20 protein-coding genes, 1 pseudogene and 1 other annotated feature are annotated in these 20854 nt (G+C 32.2%); of the genes and pseudogenes, 15 read left to right on the forward strand and 6 right to left on the reverse strand.

Annotated elements, in window-relative coordinates; genetic code table 11:
* Positions 1-10: 10 nt before the first annotated feature.
* The 3 genes from AB1282_RS18040 to AB1282_RS18050 all read left to right on the forward strand — a co-directional run bounded on the left by AB1282_RS18040 (position 11) and on the right by AB1282_RS18050 (position 5406).
* Positions 11-1849 carry an ABC transporter ATP-binding protein gene (locus tag AB1282_RS18040; RefSeq protein WP_286131533.1) on the forward strand — a complete coding sequence of 613 codons (1839 nt, stop codon included), beginning with the start codon at positions 11-13 and terminating at the stop codon, positions 1847-1849.
* A gap of 186 nt (positions 1850-2035) precedes the next feature.
* Entirely contained in the window at positions 2036-4648 is a 2613-nt protein-coding gene (gene ppsA / locus AB1282_RS18045; RefSeq protein ID WP_429899702.1) for a phosphoenolpyruvate synthase, read from the forward strand.
* Between the two features lie 140 nt (positions 4649-4788).
* A complete protein-coding gene (locus tag AB1282_RS18050) occupies positions 4789-5406 on the forward strand; it encodes a LysE family translocator (protein ID WP_056465581.1) in 618 nt (205 codons plus the stop codon).
* A 243-nt stretch (positions 5407-5649) separates the two neighbouring features.
* Here the strand turns inward: AB1282_RS18050 and AB1282_RS18055 are convergent, their stop codons facing one another.
* From AB1282_RS18055 to AB1282_RS18070, 4 genes are read right to left on the reverse strand one after another with little or no spacing between them, the layout of a single operon-like run.
* The gene (locus AB1282_RS18055) at positions 5650-5958 is read right to left on the reverse strand and encodes a CHY zinc finger protein (RefSeq protein WP_429899703.1); all 309 of its coding nucleotides are present in this window, start codon (positions 5956-5958) and stop codon (positions 5650-5652) included.
* Between the two features lie 41 nt (positions 5959-5999).
* Complete coding sequence (locus AB1282_RS18060; RefSeq protein ID WP_429901175.1) at positions 6000-7106, reverse strand: acetyl-CoA C-acyltransferase; 1107 nt, start codon at positions 7104-7106, stop codon at positions 6000-6002.
* A complete protein-coding gene (locus AB1282_RS18065; protein ID WP_429899704.1) occupies positions 7102-8562 on the reverse strand; it encodes an AMP-binding protein in 1461 nt (486 codons plus the stop codon). Before AB1282_RS18065 ends, AB1282_RS18060 begins: the two co-directional genes overlap by 5 nt.
* 50 nt (positions 8563-8612) lie before the next feature.
* A complete protein-coding gene (locus AB1282_RS18070) occupies positions 8613-9191 on the reverse strand; it encodes a biotin transporter BioY (protein ID WP_056465588.1) in 579 nt (192 codons plus the stop codon).
* A gap of 643 nt (positions 9192-9834) precedes the next feature.
* On the opposite strand from AB1282_RS18070, the gene AB1282_RS18075 reads away from it, so the two are divergent.
* Entirely contained in the window at positions 9835-10410 is a 576-nt protein-coding gene (locus tag AB1282_RS18075; protein WP_286131535.1) for a VanZ family protein, read from the forward strand.
* A gap of 180 nt (positions 10411-10590) precedes the next feature.
* On the opposite strand, the gene AB1282_RS18080 is transcribed toward AB1282_RS18075, so the two are convergent.
* Positions 10591-11667, reverse strand: coding sequence for a DUF3900 domain-containing protein (locus tag AB1282_RS18080; protein WP_056465590.1), 1077 nt, complete (start codon positions 11665-11667; stop codon positions 10591-10593).
* A gap of 352 nt (positions 11668-12019) precedes the next feature.
* On the opposite strand from AB1282_RS18080, the gene AB1282_RS18085 reads away from it, so the two are divergent.
* The 7 genes and pseudogenes from AB1282_RS18085 to AB1282_RS18115 form a co-directional block, all read left to right on the forward strand.
* On the forward strand, positions 12020-12940 hold the full coding sequence (locus AB1282_RS18085; RefSeq protein ID WP_056465592.1) for a DMT family transporter: 921 nt from the start codon (positions 12020-12022) through the stop codon (positions 12938-12940).
* A gap of 84 nt (positions 12941-13024) precedes the next feature.
* Positions 13025-13236 (forward strand) — a binding site (T-box leader).
* Between the two features lie 143 nt (positions 13237-13379).
* Positions 13380-14813, forward strand: coding sequence for a proline--tRNA ligase (gene proS, locus AB1282_RS18090; protein ID WP_056465594.1), 1434 nt, complete (start codon positions 13380-13382; stop codon positions 14811-14813).
* A 41-nt stretch (positions 14814-14854) separates the two neighbouring features.
* A complete protein-coding gene (locus AB1282_RS18095) occupies positions 14855-15211 on the forward strand; it encodes a DUF4440 domain-containing protein (protein WP_056465596.1) in 357 nt (118 codons plus the stop codon).
* A gap of 156 nt (positions 15212-15367) precedes the next feature.
* Positions 15368-15598 carry an excisionase family DNA-binding protein gene (locus tag AB1282_RS18100; protein ID WP_056465597.1) on the forward strand — a complete coding sequence of 77 codons (231 nt, stop codon included), beginning with the start codon at positions 15368-15370 and terminating at the stop codon, positions 15596-15598.
* A gap of 228 nt (positions 15599-15826) precedes the next feature.
* Positions 15827-15976, forward strand: coding sequence for a hypothetical protein (locus tag AB1282_RS18105; RefSeq protein ID WP_156339580.1), 150 nt, complete (start codon positions 15827-15829; stop codon positions 15974-15976).
* Positions 15977-16432: 456 nt separating this feature from the next.
* Positions 16433-16738 (forward strand): hypothetical protein, encoded by a 306-nt coding sequence (locus AB1282_RS18110; protein ID WP_429899705.1) that lies wholly within the window; start codon positions 16433-16435, stop codon positions 16736-16738.
* Positions 16739-17086: 348 nt separating this feature from the next.
* Positions 17087-17329: pseudogene (locus tag AB1282_RS18115) on the forward strand (IS3 family transposase); the annotation flags it as partial.
* Between the two features lie 87 nt (positions 17330-17416).
* Here AB1282_RS18115 and AB1282_RS18120 read toward each other — a convergent pair.
* Positions 17417-17668, reverse strand: a complete 252-nt coding sequence (locus AB1282_RS18120; protein ID WP_056465603.1) for an alpha/beta-type small acid-soluble spore protein — start codon at positions 17666-17668, stop codon at positions 17417-17419.
* A 131-nt stretch (positions 17669-17799) separates the two neighbouring features.
* Here AB1282_RS18120 and AB1282_RS18125 point away from each other — a divergent pair, with 131 nt between their 5' ends.
* The 4 genes from AB1282_RS18125 (at position 17800) to AB1282_RS18140 (ending at position 20847) form a co-directional block, all read left to right on the forward strand.
* Positions 17800-18207, forward strand: a complete 408-nt coding sequence (locus AB1282_RS18125; protein ID WP_069033110.1) for a cytosolic protein — start codon at positions 17800-17802, stop codon at positions 18205-18207.
* A 280-nt stretch (positions 18208-18487) separates the two neighbouring features.
* Positions 18488-19393 (forward strand): hypothetical protein, encoded by a 906-nt coding sequence (locus tag AB1282_RS18130; RefSeq protein ID WP_429899706.1) that lies wholly within the window; start codon positions 18488-18490, stop codon positions 19391-19393.
* 89 nt (positions 19394-19482) lie between these two features.
* Positions 19483-20262, forward strand: a complete 780-nt coding sequence (locus AB1282_RS18135; RefSeq protein WP_056465609.1) for an undecaprenyl-diphosphate phosphatase — start codon at positions 19483-19485, stop codon at positions 20260-20262.
* Positions 20263-20427: 165 nt separating this feature from the next.
* A complete protein-coding gene (locus AB1282_RS18140; protein ID WP_429899707.1) occupies positions 20428-20847 on the forward strand; it encodes a hypothetical protein in 420 nt (139 codons plus the stop codon).
* The last annotated feature ends 7 nt before the right edge of the window (positions 20848-20854 follow it).

Genomic DNA, 20854 nt, shown 5'->3' on the forward strand with positions numbered 1-20854 from the left:
ACGTTTAATTATGTCAGGATGGGGTGGTGGACCTCCAATGGGTCCCCATGGTTTTGGGCGAATGAAATACGATAAAAACGCACAAAAACCAAATATATCAAAGGCAATACTACTTAGAATTGCAAAATATTTTATACCGTATTGGAAGCAAACAACACTTGTCGTGCTTATTTTATTAGTTACTTCAGTATTAGGCATTTTACCGCCTATTATCATTCAACATATTGTTGATACAGCCTTACCAAATAAAGATTTAAGTCTCCTAATCTATCTCGTACTTGCCTCACTTAGTACTACGATTATTTCAGAGTTATTGGGTGTTTGGCAAAATTATTTAAATGCATATGTTGCCCAAAAAATTATTTACGATATGAGAAACCAAATGTATCTTCATTTACAACAAATGCCATACCAATTTTATTCGAACGTTAAGCAAGGTGAAGTGATCACCCGAATGACGGCTGATATTTCTGGTGTTAAAGCTGTTTTTGATAGTACGATTGTGAGTTTTGCTAATAATCTATTCATTCTTATTTCTACCGCTACTACATTGTTAATAGTGAACTGGAGGCTTGGATTACTAGGATTAATCATTGTACCATTATTTATTCTACCGACTCGTAAAATGGGGAGTGTTCGTTGGAGTATTGCAAAACAGACACAGGAAAAAACAAGTGAGCAAAATCATATTATACAAGAAACATTAAATATTAGTGGTTATTTATTAATGAAGCTTTTTACAAAGGAACAAAAGGAATTTAAAAATTTTGATGAGATTAATGTACAGGCTACTAATCTTAAAATAAAGGAATCTATGGCAGGCCGCTGGTTTATGATGATTTTATCAACCTTTACTAGCATCGGCCCAATGCTCATCTATTTATATGGTGGATATTTATTTATTCACGGTCAGATTACGATTGGAGCTATTATCAGCTTTGTTGCTTTACTTGGTCGTTTATACGGGCCAGTTGGACAATTAACAAATCTATATGTAAATATTACAAGTTCGATCGCTTTATTCGAACGTATTTTTGAATATTTTGATATGAAATTAACGATTAAAGATCGTGATGATGCGACTGAAATGAAAGTTACTCATTTAGATATCGAATTTAAAGATGTATCATTTTCTTATCAGCAAGATAAAACGGCTTTGAAAAATATTTCCTTTATAGCTCCTTCTGGTACAATGACTGCTTTAGTTGGACCGAGTGGTGCTGGTAAAACAACCATTACTAATTTAATTCCTCGTTTGTATGACTTCACATCAGGTTCAATCAAAATTGGCGGTCGTGATATTAGAGAATTCACGCTAGAATCATTACGCTCTCATATTGGACTTGTTACACAAGATAGTTATTTATTTAATGGAACGATTAAAGAAAATTTATTATATGCAAGCCCTGATTCATCAGATGAAGAAATTACGAATGCTTGTAAGGCTGCATATATTCATGATTTCATAATGGATTTACCAAATGGTTATGAGACAGTTGTTGGAAATCGAGGAATCAAACTTTCAGGTGGAGAAAAACAAAGAATTTCAATTGCTCGTGTATTATTAAAAGATCCTGAAATCATTATTCTTGATGAAGCAACTTCTTCATTAGATACTTTATCTGAATTTTATATTCAAAGTGCAATCCAAGGATTATTAAAAAATAAAACATCTATTGTAATTGCACACCGACTTTCAACCATTATGGCCGCGGATCACATTATTGTTTTACAAGATGGTCAAATTGTTGAAGAAGGCAAAAATGAAGAATTGTTAATGCAAAATGGATTATATAAAGAATTATATAATAAGCAATTTGGTAGAAAAGCAATTGCATCTATTGAATAGATAGTTAAAAAGCACAGATTAATTTCTGTGCTTTTTTCATTATGTATGGTAGAAAATTGATTTACTAATTTTTTACGAACTCTTCCTACTTTAATTATACCATAAAAGAAATGGCCAAAATAGACTTTATATTCCTATTTTCAACTGATAAAATCAATAGACATTACAGGTTAGGAGAGATGTTGAATGAATTCTTTAGTTCTCGATTTCCATGAGATTGATAAAAACCAACTTTTACTTGTTGGCGGAAAAGGGTTAAATTTAGGTGAATTATCAAAAATTCCCGATATAAAAGTACCTGAAGGATTTTGTATTACAACTGTGGGCTTTCAAAATGCTATCGAACAAAACGAATCCTATCATGCTTTGTTGGATCAACTAAAAACGCTAAATGTAAAAGATCGTGATCAAATTAGTGAGATTAGCAAAAAGATTCGAGACATTATTTTGGAAGTAGCAATCCCTTCTGAGGTTGTAAATGCAGTTTCTAACTATCTCTCCAAATTCGGCGAGGAACTTGCATACGCGGTGCGTTCTAGTGCGACTGCTGAAGATTTGCCACATGCCTCTTTTGCTGGCCAACAAGACACTTATTTAAATATTATTGGTAAAGAAAATATCTTGCAACATATTAGTAAATGTTGGGCTTCTTTATTTACAGATCGCGCAGTTATTTACCGTATGCAAAATGATTTTGACCACACTCAAGTATATTTATCCGTTGTTATTCAGAAAATGGTTTTCACACAAGCTTCAGGTATATTATTTACGGCTGATCCTGTTACTTCCAATCGAAAGGTCCTATCAATCGATGCAAGTTTTGGACTTGGAGAAGCGCTAGTTTCTGGTTTAGTATCGGCCGATTGTTATAAGGTACAAAATGATGAAATCATCGATAAGAGAATCGCAACAAAAAAAATGGCGATCTATGGGCGAAAAGAAGGCGGAACAGAGTCACAGCAACTTGATCCCAAAAAACAAATCACTCAAACACTTAACGAACAACAAATTTTACAGCTAGCACAAATTGGTAGACAAATAGAAGCTTATTTCGCTTGTCCACAAGATATCGAATGGTGTTTAGTAGAAGATACATTTTATATTGTCCAAAGTCGTCCAATCACAACTTTATTTCCGATTCCTGAAGTAGATGATCAAGAAAAACACGTCTATCTATCTGTTGGTCATCAACAAATGATGACCGATCCAATAAAACCATTGGGATTGTCCTTTTGGATGTTAACCTCTAGGGCACCTATGCGTAAAGCTGGAGGTAGATTATTTGTTGATATCTCACAACATCTTGCTTCACCTGACAGAAGAACAGTGTTTATAGAGGCCATAGGAAAATCCGATCCGCTTTTAAAAGATGCTCTTTTAAAGGTTGTAGAAGGAGAAGATTATATAGAATCATCAACTGAGAATAAAGCACCAACCCCCACTAAAAATGTTCAAGAACAATCGTCGTCGAGTTTTAAAGCACTAATCGAAAACGATCCAACAATAGTAACTGAATTGATTAAGAAAAGCCAAAAATCAATCGAAGAGTTAAAACAAAACATACAAATGAAATCAGGATCAGAATTAATGGATTTTATTTTAGAAGATCTTCAGAAATTACGCGAGTTATTATTTGATCCACGAAGTTCGGCAGTGTTTATGTCTGCTATGAATGCTACAGAATGGATCAATGAAAAAATATACGAGTGGTTAGGTGAAAAGAATGTAGGAGATATACTTTCGCAATCTGTACCAAATAATATTACTTCTGAAATGGGTCTAGAACTAATGGATGTCGCTGATGTAATTCGTCCTTATCCAGAAGTAATTGAATATTTAAAGCAAGTAGAAGATGATAACTTTTTGGATGAATTGATTAAATTTGAGGGTGGACAGGAAACGAAAGATGCAATCGATGATTATCTAAGAAAATATGGAATGCGATGTACTGGTGAAATTGATCTAACTAGAACTCGTTGGAGCGAAAAACCATCTACACTCTTACCAATGATCCTTAGTAACATCAAAAACTTTCAGCCGCATGAAAGTAGACGGAAATTTGAGCAAGGGCTAGAAAAAGCATTGCAAAAAGAACAAGAGCTTGTAGAACGATTATTGGAATTACCAGATGGTAAACAAAAAGCGGAAGAGATAAAGGAAGTAATTAGTCTAATCAGGAATTTCATTGGATATCGTGAATATCCAAAGTATGGAATGATTAGTCGCTATTATGTGTATAAGCTAGCTTTATTGAAAGAAGGCGAACAACTCGTTGAAACGAATGTTATTTCTGAAGTGGAAGATCTATTCTATCTCACATTTGAAGAACTTCAAGAAGTCGTTCGCACAAAAAAACTAGATTTCCAAATCATCAACAAACGAAAAGATGCGTACAAATTATATAATAAACTAACTCCTCCTCGAGTTATCACATCTGATGGTGAAATTATTGTAGGTGAATACAAACGGGAAAATCTACCACCTGAAGCGATTGTAGGTTTAGCTGTTTCTTCAGGTGTAATCGAAGGAAGAGCACGTGTTATATTAAATATGGAAGATGCAAATCTAGAAGAAGGAGACATATTAGTTACTTCATTTACTGACCCAAGCTGGACACCATTATTTGTTGCAATAAAAGGACTAGTTACTGAAGTTGGTGGATTGATGACACACGGAGCGGTCATCGCGCGAGAATATGGTTTACCAGCAGTTGTCGGAGTAGAGAATGCTACCAAATTGATAAAAGACGGACAAAGAATTCGTGTACACGGTACCGATGGGTATATTGAAATATTATAATTGATGAGTGCATAGGCCGTTTTTCCAAATGTGGAAAACGGCTTATTTTTTATTGAAATATATAACTGTTTAGGCAATTACTGCAAAATAATGTTGTATAATAGTCTAAATATAAAGTAACGAGAGAGGAGATAAACATCATGCTTTCATTTATTTTAGTTGTATTAACACTTTTTCTAATTCCAGGACCCGCTGTGCTTTTAACATTATCCCAAACAATGAAAGGCGGGAAATGGAATGGCATCTTAACAGGCGTTGGTATTGCTGTCGGTGATTTAATTCACACATGTGCATCTGTATTTGGACTATCTGCAATTTTAATGACTTCAGCATTTGCTTTTGAAATCGTTAAATATTTAGGTGCAGCTTATTTATTTTATTTAGGAATCATGGCAATCATTAAAAAATCAAAAAACAGTAAAAAATCAAATGAACAAAAGGAAGTAAATACAAAACTTTCTTTTCGTCAAGCAGTTCTTATTGAAGTATTAAACCCTAAAACGGCACTCTTTTTCTTAGCCCTTTTACCTCAATTTGTTCAACATAATGGACATCCGGTATTCTACCAACTTTTAACGCTTGGGTTGACTTTTGTATTACTTAGTATTTTGTACACAACTTTACTTGTGCTTTTATCAAGTGTAATCGGCAAAAAAATCTTTAGCAAGAAAACCAAAGGACCAAAATGGATGGGGAAAGCGATCGGTTTAGTTTATATTGGGTTAGGTTTAAGAGTCGCTCTTCAAACACAATCATAACAGTTTAATACTATGCAATTTAAAAAAGGAGGCCGACTGGCTTCCTTTTTTGCATAGAAATTTAATCAATTCGTTAAAAATATCATTTTAAAATACCGTACTAAAAAAGAATGGAAAGAAAGAAGAAAAGTCCGATAAGATAACAGAAGAAGAAGCAACAATGGTTAAAGAAATAAACTAAAATAGCTAGAATTTACATTAAACTTAAAAAAAGGAGCTGTACACTCAGCTCCTATTACATATTTACTTAAAATACAAATGGTAATGGTTTTTACACCCTGGATTAAAATCGGATTCACATTTCGGACATTTGTAGTGACAATCTTGATATTCTTGAATTGTTAATTCCTCATGACAGTTACCACAAAGAATTGCTTTTGTTTGCCATTCATCTTTGCCCCAGACTTTTGGTTCATGGTTTGTACTTTCCTCATGGCAAAAATAACATCCAAAGTATGTATCACAGCACTTGAATTTGATGGCAATGATATCTCTTGCTGTATGGTAATGTATACAGCGTGTATGCAGGTCGATTGAACCGATTACTTTCATATTTTTACCTCTCTTTATACTTCTTACTACAATATGATTTGTTAATTTTGTTTTACGATTTCGAATAAGACAGCTAATCCAATTCCACCACCACTTCCTATTGCAGCCAATACATAATTTGATTCTAAGTTTTTTCTTCTTTGAACTTCATAAAAAAGTCTAGTGACCATGATGCTTCCAGATACTCCATACGGATGGCCGATCGTTAATGCTCCACCACAATTATTTAACTTGGAAGTAGGAATGGAAAGCTCCTTAGAACAGGCTAGTACTTTTGAAGAAAAAGCCTCATTTATTTCAAAAAGTTCAATATCTGCAACTGCTAGATTGTTTCTAATTAGTAATTCTTGTATAGCAGGGATAGGTGCTGCACCTGGAAAATTAGGATGAACACCAGAAACTTGACTATCCACAAATCGTAAAACTGGTTTAAAACCGTTTTTTATCGCTTCATTTTCTTCCATGATGAGAACAGCGGAGGCTCCATCATGAATTCCACAACTATTTGCAGCTGTGACTGTACCGTTCTTTTTAAATACAGGTTTTGCTCTTTTTAAAAGTTCTTCCATTTTTCTTTTTTTGAAAAATACTTCATCTTGGTCGAAATTTCCAACTGGAATAATCTCTTCATTGAAGTATCCATTATGATAAGATTCCCAGCTTCGTGTATAACTTAATAATGCATATTGATCTTGAGCTTCTTTTGAGATACCGTATTTTTCAGCTACATTTTCCGCTGCAACCCCCATATCTGGATCACCAATTTTGTCAGGAGCAAATCTCGCTCTTGCAGGAAATGGGGAGGTACTAGTACTCTCAACGCCTCCAGCGAGATAGCAATTCCCAGCACCACCCTGGACTAGGTAACAAGCCATTCGAATCGCTTCTAATCCAGCGCTACATTGTCGATCAATTGTGATACCTGGGACTGTGAGAGGAAGATCCGCTTCTAATGCAGAAACTCGAGCGACATTTCCACCTGGTCCTACAACATTTCCTAAAATGATGTCCTTAATTTTGTCTTCTAACCCAATTGCCAAATGCTTGAGCAATGGGGCAGCAAGCTCATTTGGTTGAATGTCTCGTAATATTCCACCTTTTTTTCCGATAGGTGTTCGCTTTGCTTTGACAATGACAGCTCGTTTAATTGTTAGTCACCTGCATTTCGATTTGTTTAATTAACTCTGCGCGTGCGATCTTTCCGCTCGTCGTATACGGCATTTCATTTTGAAAAAACCATTTACGAGGTATTTTAAAAGCTGATAAGTGTGTCTTACAAAATCTTTTTAGCTCAAAAGAATTACTATTTCCTTTGATAACTGCAGCAACAATCTGACCCCAATACGGATTTGAAAGACCAACTACTGCAACTTCCTCGACATCCGGATGAAGAGATATAACCTTTTCGATTTCTTCAGGAAATATATTAATCCCTCCGTATAGAATCATATTTTTTTCACGACCGTTTATTGTTAAAAACCCGTCTTCATCAATATAGCCCATATCATGTACAGTAGCCCAACCGTCATTATCTTGAATTGAATGAATAGTTCTTTGATTTTCTTCAAAATATCCATCTATTAAATACTTACTTTTCACATATATTTTTCCAGTTTCATTCGGTTTAGCTAACTCTTGGTCTGGTCTGCGAATTTGTAACTCGACACCATAACAAGGTTTCCCAACAGTTTTTGCCTTATGGTCACCGTCTCGATCAGACAAAACGGTAATAAAGCTTAATTCACTAGCGCCAAAAAATTCGTAAATCGTCATAGCAGGAAACAAATGTCGAAATTCGATTTTGGATTTTTCGGTCCACTTAGCACCGGACGAAAGGATTTTCATCGATTGATCGACTTGAATACCTTCTTTTATTAATGCTTCAATCATTGTCGGAACAACATAAATTGTAGTAATCGGAAAAGAATTGATTCGTGATATTACGTTTAAAGGAGAAAATTTTTCTAAAAGAATAACTGTTCCTCCTAAATATAAGGTACTAATCGCACCATATAGAAAATGTGAATGGATTAAAGCTCCAGGTATAAGAGTTTGATCCGATTCATCTAATCCAAAGTCAAAGCGATTGCAATCAAAACTAGAAACCCATGAATCTTGTGAACGAATAAATGCTTTCGGGCTACCGGTTGTACCTGAAGTAAATCCCACATAGAAAGGTAGGTTCTCATTTATTTCGATTGAAGATAAGGAATCAAATTTAGCAATTTCTAGTAAGATATCATCTAAAACCTTAACATTTGGAATGATCGGATTTATCTTATTGTACATTTCTTTTGTTGTAACAATGATAGAAGGATTCGAAAGCTTTACCCTTTTTTCTAAATCCGCTAGATTCCATTTCATATCATACGGAACAGCGATCCAACCCGCTTTAGAAGCTCCTGCAAACATCTGCAAAAACGGGATACCATTTGGTAAAAGGATACCTATTGTTTTAGATTGGTGAGAGTGAAGCCAATTAGCTGTTTGATTAATTAATTGATTCCATTCCTTATAACTGATTTGTTGATTACTCGTATGTATCGCAATTTTGTCAGGCGACAATATAGCGTTTTTTTGATATGATTCTGTAATATTTGCCATTTAAAATCACCCCTATAAAAAAGAGACACAACAAGAGTGTCCCAAAAGATTTACATATTTTTAGCTGATTGATTTGAATAGTTTTTTGTCAATGAGCTTGAAAAAACTGGTTGCTGTCTTAGTTTGAATACTAAAATTGAAGCAAGAATAGCTTTTAAAATATCTCCTGGAATATAAACTAAACTTAATTTAACCGCTGTCATAACTGGAATTCCCATAATAACCGCTTGAATTGGGATACCGATTAAATAGATTAATAGAATTCCAACAGTCAAGTTAATCAATAAGACATGCTTTAATTTTAACGTTTTAAATCGAGATAATAAATACCCAATTACAAAAGCCGTAATTGGCCATGAAATTAAATAACCAACACTTGGTCCCGCAAATACACTAAAACCACCACGACCACCGGATAGAAGCGGCATTCCTACTGCAACTAGTAATAAAAAGATGGTTTGGCTTAGTGCACCTAATCTAGCACCTAAAACACCACCAGTTAAAATAACGCCAAGTGTTTGTAATGTAATAGGAACTGGTGTAAAGGATAACATAATCGGAGGAACTTGTCCAAGGACACCCATAACTGCTGCAAACATTGCTACAAATGTAATTTCTTTGATTTTCATTTTAATTCTCCTACTGTCAATTTTCTGATAACTATTATCATATTAATGAAACTTAAATTATATGTCAACTAAATATTTATTTTAGTTAACATATATTATATTAAGATAAAAAACTAAAAAAATCTAATAAGAGGAAAGATTTAAAGACAATAGTAGGAATAGTAAGATTTTATAAATTGGTGGCCTAGGTTTAATTTTAAAAAATTAAAAGTTAATGATAGAGGGAAATCATGAGGATAATCGTAGTATAGGTACAGGTGGAGCATCATGTTTTTAAACGATGTATTCAATATAGGAACCATGACAGACCGGATATGAGAGAAGGATGCGAAAATAGATTTGAATTAAACGATTTTTAGAGGAAAGTAGATAATTAACGTAATGATGATTATGGGGCGCATTTGTGGCTCACTATTTATTTTAGTAAGGACATGCATAATAGTTTATCAACAAATCACAATATAACTTTTACAAATTTTCTACAATTCATATAAAAATATTCCAAATTTGTAATAAAATGTTAAAATTTGAAGTGTTAAGTTATATAAACAAAATGATAGGTTATTTGGCATTCTAAAAAATAATTATATATATTTATAAACGTTCAAAAAAATACCGTTTGATTTGAAGGAGATACACTTATATGGAAAAGGCATTTTTTTTTAATGGTTGGATTATGTATGGATTCATAATTATATTTTTAATGATATTATTTGTTTTAAAGATAAAATTCAAAAAGGATATTGTATATTTACTTTTTTTCTCTATTATGTATATTTATTTATGTACTGTTTTAAACTATACTCAATTTCCAATCTATGTATCTCAAACTTATAAAGATATCATCGGATTACATTTATCGATTAATCTAGTTCCTCTTATAAATCTTACAATGGAGGATTTTGAGACTTCTTTACTAAATGTTTTGATGACAATACCATTTGGTTTTGGACTTCCTTTTATTACAAAAAGTACATTTAAAAAAATAGTCCTATCTGGATTATTAATAGGAGTCACAATTGAGTCTTTACAAGGAATTATTGGACTACTTAATGGTTTCACTTTTAGAGTTGTTGATATTAATGACGTCCTATTTAATTTTACAGGAACGTTAATTGGATATAGTATATTTAAATTGTTTTCTTATTTATTTAAGTTATCAATTAAAAAAGCTAATGTAAAAGTAAACTCACTATTAAAACATATATATGATGCTTAAGAAATGATTTAATTTGAAGACCGCCAAGAATGTTTTTACTAAGATTCTAAGTCGTTTATTTTAAATGTCGACTCTCTAAAGAAATTTAGATGAAATCAAAAAGACAGTTAGCTAGTAATAGCCAACTGTCTTTTAATTTTTTATTACATTCATTATTTTTTAATTGAGTTATTCGATCGGTCAATATCCTGGAATATTTACTTTCTGACCAATTCGCTCAATTACATCATCCAATTCGTCCGGCTTCAGAAACTCAATCGGAGAAAATCCCTTCTCAAATTGCAATGTATCTGCTTCTAAAATAACGACATATCGACCGTTTACTTTCGCTATATGGAGGTTATCACCAAAATCAGCTAGTAATCCTTTAACAGAAAAGTGATCCGCTTTAAATGATAATTCAATTTCTGGTGTATGTTCCACGATTTGTGCCGCTGCTTCGATTACTTCATTGGGTGTAAAATGCTCTTGAATTTCACGTTTAGGACTTGCTGCCCAAACTTCCATTGCTGCATCGAATTGTTGTCTTTCAACACTTTCCTCTTCAAAAACGTCCTCAATTTTGTCGTAAACCATTTCCATTACTTGAGATTTTACAATTGTAGGCATTGATTCGGAATAGGAAACAAATTTTAAAAAGTCTTCAAAATATCTTGCGTGAGATGCTTGGTGTATTTTCAATTCACTCTCTGAGATCATCCCTAATTCTTCCATATAAGGGTATTGAATCGATTTCATATTTTTCGTTGTAATCGCCATTTCAACTGTTTTAATGAGAGTAGATTCATCTGCAATGGATGCAACTTTCGGTTCAAAATCACATTTTAGTACAAATAAGAATGGATCATCAAAATATTTTCTTAGCTTTGCCTGAATCACTAAAAATGCTCCTCCGCGAACTGCACTTGTATCAATGTAATTTATGACTAAAGTCTCATTTTCTGCTTTAAAATCTTCAATCGATTTAGCATCACGTATTCGCTGGAATAAATTATAATTTGGATTTGAATCTAAAGAGTGGCCTTCTTCGACGATAAAATGACCTAACTTTGTTGGTACAGAATCAGATTTTGGATGTCTTTCAACTTTTCGATTTACAATTCGTTCAAGTTCCCCTTCTAAAAAGCCTTTCAATGCGCTTTCTTCAAACATTGATTCATCTAATGTTTGGAAATGTTTATATCGTTTATCGGATTGTTCACCTTTACCTTCAACAGTAACAACATAAAACGATAAATATGTAATTTCAAAATCCATCCAATCACCTTTTCCTATTTTTCTGTATTTAAGTATATGGATGAGGATTCGTTGAGTCAATCATAAACAAATCAAGTTTTGGACAAAATTTCCATTAAAACTATCATAAGATAGAGAAATTTTACAGTTATAAGACAAATTCATTACACACTATGATAAAATAAAAATATAATTTAATGTGGAACCTATAAAATTTAAAGTACTTGGATGTGTGAATATCACATCTTTTTTTAGGTTAAGTGGGAATAAATTGGCAACAATGAAGTGATTTCAAAGTAGTTGTCAATTAAACTCGTCAATCAACGAGTTTTCTTTACTTCCAATTTTATGGTACCAACTATATGGAGAGGGGATGAGAGACCTGAGAATAGATAGAATAGCTACCATCTCATTAATTATCGTAACATTACTTTGGGGCACAACATTTGTAGTAGTCCAAAATGCGATTGCATACGTTGAACCGTTTGCATTTAACGCATTTCGATTTATCCTCGCAACTTTAGTCCTTTTACCATTTCTAGTAAAAAGAAAACAAAAAACTAAAGTAACGGTAAAGCAAATCGTTATTACTAGTGGTATTGGATTCATGTTGTTTTTAGGATATTTACTTCAAACATTTGGATTGAAGTATACAACTTCATCAAAATCAGGTTTTATTACTGGTCTATGTGTTGTATTAGTACCTGTTCTTTTATATTTAGTCTATAAAGAACGGTCAAACTGGTCTACTGTCATTGCATGTTTAATTGCATTACTAGGACTAAGTTTCTTAACTTTAGGTGATTCATTCTCTATTAATCTTGGAGATGTACTAACACTAATTGGGTCGATTGCGTTTGCATTCCATATTATTTTATCAGGTAAATATACGAAGCAAATGGATCCGCTCACCTTTACAACGATTCAACTAGCAACAGTTGGCATTAGTAGTACGATTTTCTCTCTAATTTTTGAAGATACTTCCGTTTCTTTTTCAAAAGAACTTTGGGTCAATCCGACATTCATCTTTGCAGTGGTTGTCACTGCAATCTTCTGTACGAGTATCGCGTTTTGGGTTCAAATGTTTGCTCAGCAACATATTTCTTCTACGAAAGCAGCACTAATTTTTATTTTCGAACCTGTTTTTGCAGCATTTACAGCAGTACTTTTTGCCAATGAAACATTATCGATCCAAACAATTATCGGTGGGACTTTTATTGTAGGCGGGATGCTGTTATCTGAAGTTCCCTTACCCAAGAAACGAACAAAAGAAGTAAAAAATGAGGCAATATAGTAAGAAATGTAAGAAATTTTAAAAAAATGGGCATAATACACATTGACAGATATAATTTGTTCACGTATTATAACTTTAAATTAATAAACGACTTAGAAAAGGAATAGTAAGTTTATAAGCTTTTTAGAGAGGGAATGGTCGCTGCAAATTCCTAAAGCAAGTATTCTGAACCAGCCTTGGAGTCTCTGTACCGAAATAAAAGTAGGCTACAGCGGTTTTCCCGTTAAAGATGTTAAGAGATTATGTAGAGCTTTTACATAATAAGTAGGGTGGTAACGCCATGAATGGTCCCTTTTGATCATTCATGGCGTTTTTTGTTTATCATTCGCTTATTTCGTATTTTCTATATAGTAATTAGGGTGGTAACGCCGAGAATGGTCCCTTCTAGATTATTCTCGCGCGTTTTTTATTTTCTAAAAAATGATTAGGAGTAGAGAAAATGACTACAAAAAAATTTGTTGAAGCAATTACAGATATGGATGTTGATTTTGCACAATGGTACACAGATATCGTAAAAAAAGCAGAATTAGTCGATTACTCAAGTGTTAAAGGCTGTATGATTATAAGACCTTATGGTTATGCATTATGGGAAAATATCCAAAAAGAATTAGATTTTCAATTTAAACAAACAGATCATGAAAATGTATATATGCCATTATTTATCCCTAAATCTTTATTACAAAAAGAAGCTGATCATGTAGAAGGATTTGCACCTGAAGTGGCTTGGGTAACGCACGGTGGTCACGATGAATTAGCTGAACCATTAGCAGTTCGTCCTACATCAGAAACACTATTTTGTGAGCATTTTTCAAAAACAGTTGAAAGCTATAATGACTTACCAAAATTATATAATCAATGGTGCTCAGTTGTACGTTGGGAAAAAACAACAAGACCATTTTTAAGAACGACTGAATTCTTATGGCAAGAAGGTCATACAGCACATGCAACCGCTGAAGAAGCACAAGCAGAAACAATCCAAATGCTAAATGTTTATGCTAATTTCTTAGAAGACTTCTTAGCAATTCCTGTTATTAAAGGTCAAAAAACAGAAAAAGAAAAATTCGCTGGTGCAAAAGCTACTTATACAATTGAAAGCTTAATGCACGATGGGAAAGCATTACAAAGTGGTACATCTCATAACTTTGGAGATGGATTTGCAAAAGCATTTGATATTCAATACACAGATAAAAACTCTAAAAGACAATATGTACACCAAACTTCTTGGGGTATGACAACAAGAGTAATCGGCGCATTAATTATGGTTCACGGTGATAACAGCGGATTAGTATTACCTCCAAAAGTTGCTCCAACTCAAGTAATGGTCATTCCAATTGCTCAACATAAAGAAGGCGTTATTGAAAAAGCAACTGAATTAAAAAACCGTATTTCAAAAATTGCTCGAGTAAAAATTGATACTTCTGATAAGATGCCAGGCTGGAAATTTAACGAATATGAAATGAAAGGAATTCCAGTTCGTGTTGAAATTGGCCCAAAAGATATCGAAAAGAATCAAGCAGTTTTAGTAAGACGTGACACGCGAGAAAAAACGATCGTTTCATTAGACGCTTTAGAAGAAAATATTACAAAATTACTTGAAGAAATCCAAATAGCTCTATACGAAAAAGCATTAAACAACCGTACAGAAAAAACATTTGAAGCTACATCTATGGATGAGTTAAAACAAATCAGTGAAGAAAAACAAGGCTTTATTAAGGCAATGTGGTGCGGGGATCTTGCATGTGAAGAACAAATTAAAGAAGAAGCTGGGTTAACATCTAGATGTATACCATTTGAACAAGAACAAATTTCTGATACATGTGTATGCTGTGCAAAGAAAACGGATGTAATGGTTTATTGGGGTAAAGCTTACTAATTAAAAATCAATCTATATAAAACGAAGAAGGTGAATGAATGATGGAAGGTTTACATTTTTTAAAAGAGCATCTATGTATGTTAGAAGAAAAATTGCTTAAACCAGAGATTCGCACTTCACAAACTGAATTAAAAAATTTACTAGCTGATGAATTTTTTGAATTCGGGAGTTCAGGAAGAGTTTTATATAAAGATGATCAATTAGAAAATGGCATTGGAATCGTAAAAATGACATTAAGTGATTTTGAAATTCATCCATTATCAGAAGAAATTACCTTAGTGACTTATCGAATATTTAATGAAGTAAAAAAACAACATTCCTTACGTAATTCAATTTGGAAGTTTAAAGATGGTCAATGGAAGATGTATTTCCATCAGGGTACACCAACAGAGTTTTAGGTAAATTTATAAGTAAAATAATCAAAAGAGCACGAATCCTTCGATTTGTGTTCTTTTTGTTAGATAGATCATTTAATTTTCTCTAATTTCTCAATATCAAATTATTTCCAAGTTTGTGGTAAGATAATGTAAGAATGATTAGGTAAGGAGAACAAAATGTATTTAACAATTAAAGAAACAGCGGAATACTTAGATCTTGAAGAATCCTATATAAACCAATTAATTCAAGAACGAAAAATAAGAGCAGTCCATGATGGTGAGCAATATTTAATCTACAAAGAGCAATTTAATAATCATTTAGAACAAATGGAAAAAGCAAAAAAAATGATTGCTGATTACTATAACGAACCAATTCCTGAAGACCCAGACGTAAAAGACGAAGACTAACATAAATTCAGATTGTAAGAGGGTTGCTATTACAAGTTACTTTTTTCGATCTGATTTTTTGTCGTTTTTATGTTTTAATTGAAATTCAACAAAAAATTAATAACTGGAAATAGTTCACAATTGATTAATTCATACAAATTGTATACATTATTATCATAAGTATTTTTTAAAACTTTCTGACTTATATTTAATGAAAAATTCAAAAGTTACTTTAAGGAGTGTTATACAGTGAAAAAGGGAGTAATGATGATTGTCCCCATCCTTATAACAATATCGATCGGTTTAAGTATGAATAATGCTTATCACGAAATGATCTATTCAGGAGTAGGAGAAGGTTTTACTGATTTTGTTAAATATTTAGTACATGGACTTTTCTAGTAGTTATTCTATATTGATTTTAGTAAATAAATTCCCTGTCTCCATAATGGATACAGGGATATTTTTTTGTATTTAGTTGTTCTAAATTTGTAACATTTATAGACGTCCAAAAAAATAAATCAATGTTATTATACAAATGAAAGGACCTCGTTCAAGTCTTTTCCCTTTTGTTTAGCCCTATTGTACTTGCTCGTATCTATTAGTGCGCTTTTTTCTCATTATTTTATTTTTCCTTAATAAAAAAAATTTTATTAAAAAAGTGTTGTAAAATTAAATGTATCATGAAGCGAGTTTTAATAATTAAGTATAGAACTTTTTATTTGTTGGACAAAATTCAACCTAAGATTTTAAAAAGTTGTCACAAATTACTTTTTAACATTGTGTACAATAAATACACGATACCCTTATGCACTACATAGCTGAACTCTTTATTCAGAAATAAAAGGAGTGTTTAATATGTCCAATCTGTTTGACGATTTTTTTAGAGGTGGTTTTAAAGAGAGTGATTTTGGCAATATATTTTCAAAAGTTATGATACTTGAAGATGTTCATCAAAATTCAGAAGATGAGGATCTCTTCAAATTAAATAACTACGTAGATAAATCTCTTTTTACTCAAGAAGTCTATGACAAGTTGAATCATAACGAAGTAGAATGTAAACCTATAGACCTTTCTCCAAGATTTGGAAAAGATCTTATTTGGGCAAAATGGCTATTGAGAAAGTTAAGGGAAATAAATCAAAAAGAGTATAAGAATATTTAATACTAATGCCCCTGAATTCATAATTGGATCAGGGGCATTTTCATTTAAGCGATTAAACAACAATAAGCTTACTAGTTTTGACCAAATTACATGTGAGAAAGTAATTAAAGTGTATTTACAAACTTAAAAATTTGTTATTCAACTGTCGCATGCATTATTTCAACAAGAAATAGCTTAGAGTGATGAATTTCGAGATACTTAAAAAGCAGTGTGAATTCGTATTTGAATTCCACTGCTTATTTTATAGGTAGAAAACAGCTACATCAAGCTTTAGAATTATTTGCTTCTATGTACAGAAAATGATTTACCAACTGCTTCAAGAAGTTAGTATAAGAATGTCTTCAGGAAGTGAAAAAACTGGGTTTAATTCAATCAATGTCTAGACGTGGAAACTGTTGGGATAACGCACCACAAGAATCATTCTTTGGCCATTTTAAAGATGAAGCCCCTATTAAGTCATGTCAAAATTTTGACGAGCTCAATAAAGAAATAAAACATTATATGAAGTATTACAATCACTATAGATATCAGTGGAAATTAAAGAAGATCACCCCTGTACAATACAGAAATCATCTCCTAAAAACAGCATAGACTTTTTTTCAATGTCCTTTACAAAGGGTACATTTTAAAATTTAGATATCCTTTATTTATAGTGATGAATTATTTTTGGACTTTACATCAACGTTTATTCAAATTCTCCTGAGCCATCCTAACTAATTCCTTCACCATACTCCCACCAATACGCCCGCCAACTTTACCATTTTCATGAGACGTTAAATTACCATTATATCCTTTCGTTAAAGGAACCCCTACTTCTTCAGCAGCTTCGAACTTAGCATCTTCAGGATTAGATGTATGCATCACTTTAGCTTTTAAAGCATCTAATGCTTTTCTAGATTCAGGAACTAAAATTTTATTTTTTCTACTCATCAAACCCACTCCTTTTAGTTGTAGATTTCCCGTTTATTGATTTTTTTAATTATGGAAATAATTGCTATAAAATAGGGAATGTTACATAATGAAGACATGCGTTGATTAATCGATCTAAAAGGAGAATGATGATGAAATCTTTTAATGTAACTTTTCACAAAGAAGATAATGTAGATAATATGTTAATCCAAAAATTGAATGACGAGGAATACCATAAGTCTACTGAAGGTGGAACTAGACATTTATTCGAAATCGATACGAATATAGGCTTTTTTGTGTTTCTAGATTCAGAGGATAATGAAGGAAATGTATCTCATTTAGTCCTTCAATATAATGAAGAAGATGAAGAACCAGTTGCTTGCTATTCTTTTGCGATGAAAGATTTTTATGAATTCATGGCTTTATATTTAAATGATTTAGAATTCGTTGATGAAACTTCTGAAGAAGAAGAAGTTGAACTGGATGCTTCTAGTTCAATTCATCATTTAGTTCATCTTTTATTCCATGTAATTGAAGAAGGCGAAGATTTAGAAGTATAAACTTCCAAATAAATGTATATTCTTCCAAAAAATACCGTGTTTGTATATTTGTAATTGAGTATTTATGCAAAAGATGGAAGTTTCACGATTTTCAATTGGTTATTAATTTAAGACAATCGTTTTAACAAAAAGCTCTTGATATTTTTATCAAGAGCTTTTTTTATTTTAAAGATTCTACTCAATCTATCATAAATAACTTTCGACTCAAGTAGAATTTATACAAGGATATTTACAGAGGAACTTGTTTAAAAAATAAAAAGTAGAATAGGAGTCGATCATATTGAACCTACCACAGTCTGTATTTATAAAAGAAATTGGACCTCGTATTAATTTTCAATATGGATCACGATTATCTATTGACCAAAAATTACAATGGATTAATTATCTTATTGATAGTGGATTAAATCACATCGAAGTATCCACTCTAATGAATTTTCCGAATAAACAACAGTTTAGTGAAGCTACCGAATTAGTATTGAAGCTAAAAAGAGATCATCATATTACATATGGAGTATTAGTACCAAATAAAAGAAGTTTAATGAGAGCATTTGTAGTAGATGCAGATGAAATAAACTTTTTTATATCAACAAGTGAAACATATAATGTTAAAATTAAAAACTGCTCGATCAATCAATCACTGAAAGATATAAAAGAGATGACTAAAGTAACAAAAGATTATGAAAAGCTTACTCGAGCTTATATTACAACGGTATTTGGCTATCACGATGAAAAAGTAAGTCATCAAAAAGCAATCGACTTGGCATTGCAATTATTAGATGATGGAGTGGAAATGATATCGTTTGTTGATACTGCAGGCAAAGCAACACCTCTTCAAGTTAAGTTGTTTTTGGAGGATTTATTAATAAAAATACCGAAAGATCGTTGTTCGATGCAATTTTATAATACTTTTGGGAATGGCATTTCTAACATCTATACTTCTCTTTCATATGGGATTCAGCGGTTTGAATCAGCAAATGGAGGGTTCGGAGGGTGTTTTCCATCTAATGAACAAAATAGAATGATTGAAACGGAAGATTTAATATCATTTTTACATCGAGTTGAGATAACGACTGATGTTGACGAAGTAAAACTATTAGACGCTACAAACTATATTTCAAACGAATTAAAAGAAGAGCCTACTAGTAAGTTATTTTCAAGATTACCATCCAAAAAGCATCTAACATGATGCTTTTTTATTTTGTTTTTAATAATTAGGACAAGAATTGAAATTTTTTCGCATATAATTTACTAATTTGAATGAAAGGAGAATTGATTATGTCTAACATTGAAGCAATTATATTAGGCATCATTCAAGGGCTAACTGAATTTCTCCCGATCAGTAGTACAGGTCATTTATATATTGGTAGACATTTATTCGGGTTAGATGAGGCGGGCTTATTATTAGATACGCTAATGCATATTGGTACTTTATTAGCGGTGTTTGTTTTTTACAGTAAAGAATGGAAAGGTTTGATAAAAAAACCTTTTTCAAAATTAACTTTATTACTTTTTGTAGGAACATTACCCGCTGTAATTGTAGGCTTATTATTTAAAGATTTTTTTGATGAAATATCTGTTTCAGGTAAAACGATCGGGTGGGAGTTCATTTTTACTGGTATTATCTTGTTTATTGCTGATAAAAGGAGAAAAGGGAAGAAAACAATGGAGGAGTTAACATGGGTTGATGCCTTATTCATCGGTTCATTTCAAGCACTTGCTATTTTCCCAGCGGTTTCTCGTTCAGGATTAACAATTGCTGCTGCATTATTTAAAGGAATGGAACGTAAAAGCGCTGCTTATTTTTCGTTCTTACTATCTACCCCTGCAATCTTAGGTGGAATCATCTTCCAAGGAAAAGATCTACTTGGCGGAAACGCGGAGCAAATTCCGTTTTTCCCTCTATTTCTTGGAACATTGGCTGCCGCTATATTCGGTTATTTAGCAATCAGTTGGATGATCAATTTATTAAAAAAACAATCACTGAATATTTTTGGCTATTATGTTATTTTTTTAGGGGTTAGTATTGTAGTGCTTCAGTATTTGAAGATATTTTAATACAAGTTATTGATACATAAAAGAGCAGAATCTTCTGCTTTTTTTTATTAAATTTGTGCCTTATTTATTCTGTTTATATTATTGGATACTTTTAATAATTATTAGATTTCAAGTTACCAACTATTCGACTAAAATTAAAGTATCACCTTATAGGAGAAAAGACATATGCAGATTTTTATTACTTTAAAAAGTTTATCTAGACGAAAAGGATTTTTAGAAAAAACACCATTTGAAATTGAAAATAAACCAATAAACCTAGAAAAATTACTTGAGGAACTAATCTCAATTAATGTAAATTCATTTAATCAAAAAGAAATTGGAATTCCTTTTCTTCCTTATCTAACTGAGGACGAAATTAATTTGAAATCAATAGTAGGTAAGATTGGATTTAATACGATCAATAATGATACGAATGCGAATGTCATTGAAGCAATTTCTACTGCATTACTAGCATTCCAAGACGGCCTATTTAAAGTATTCTTAAATGATAAAGAAATAGAAAGTCTTCAAGAAAACATTGACTTACATGAAAATGACGAGTTTACATTTATAAAACTAACGATGCTGTCAGGCCGTATGTGGTAGAAAGGAA

It is taken from the genome of Gottfriedia sp. S16(2024), assembly GCF_050473765.1.
Taxonomy (GTDB): domain Bacteria; phylum Bacillota; class Bacilli; order Bacillales; family Bacillaceae_G; genus Gottfriedia.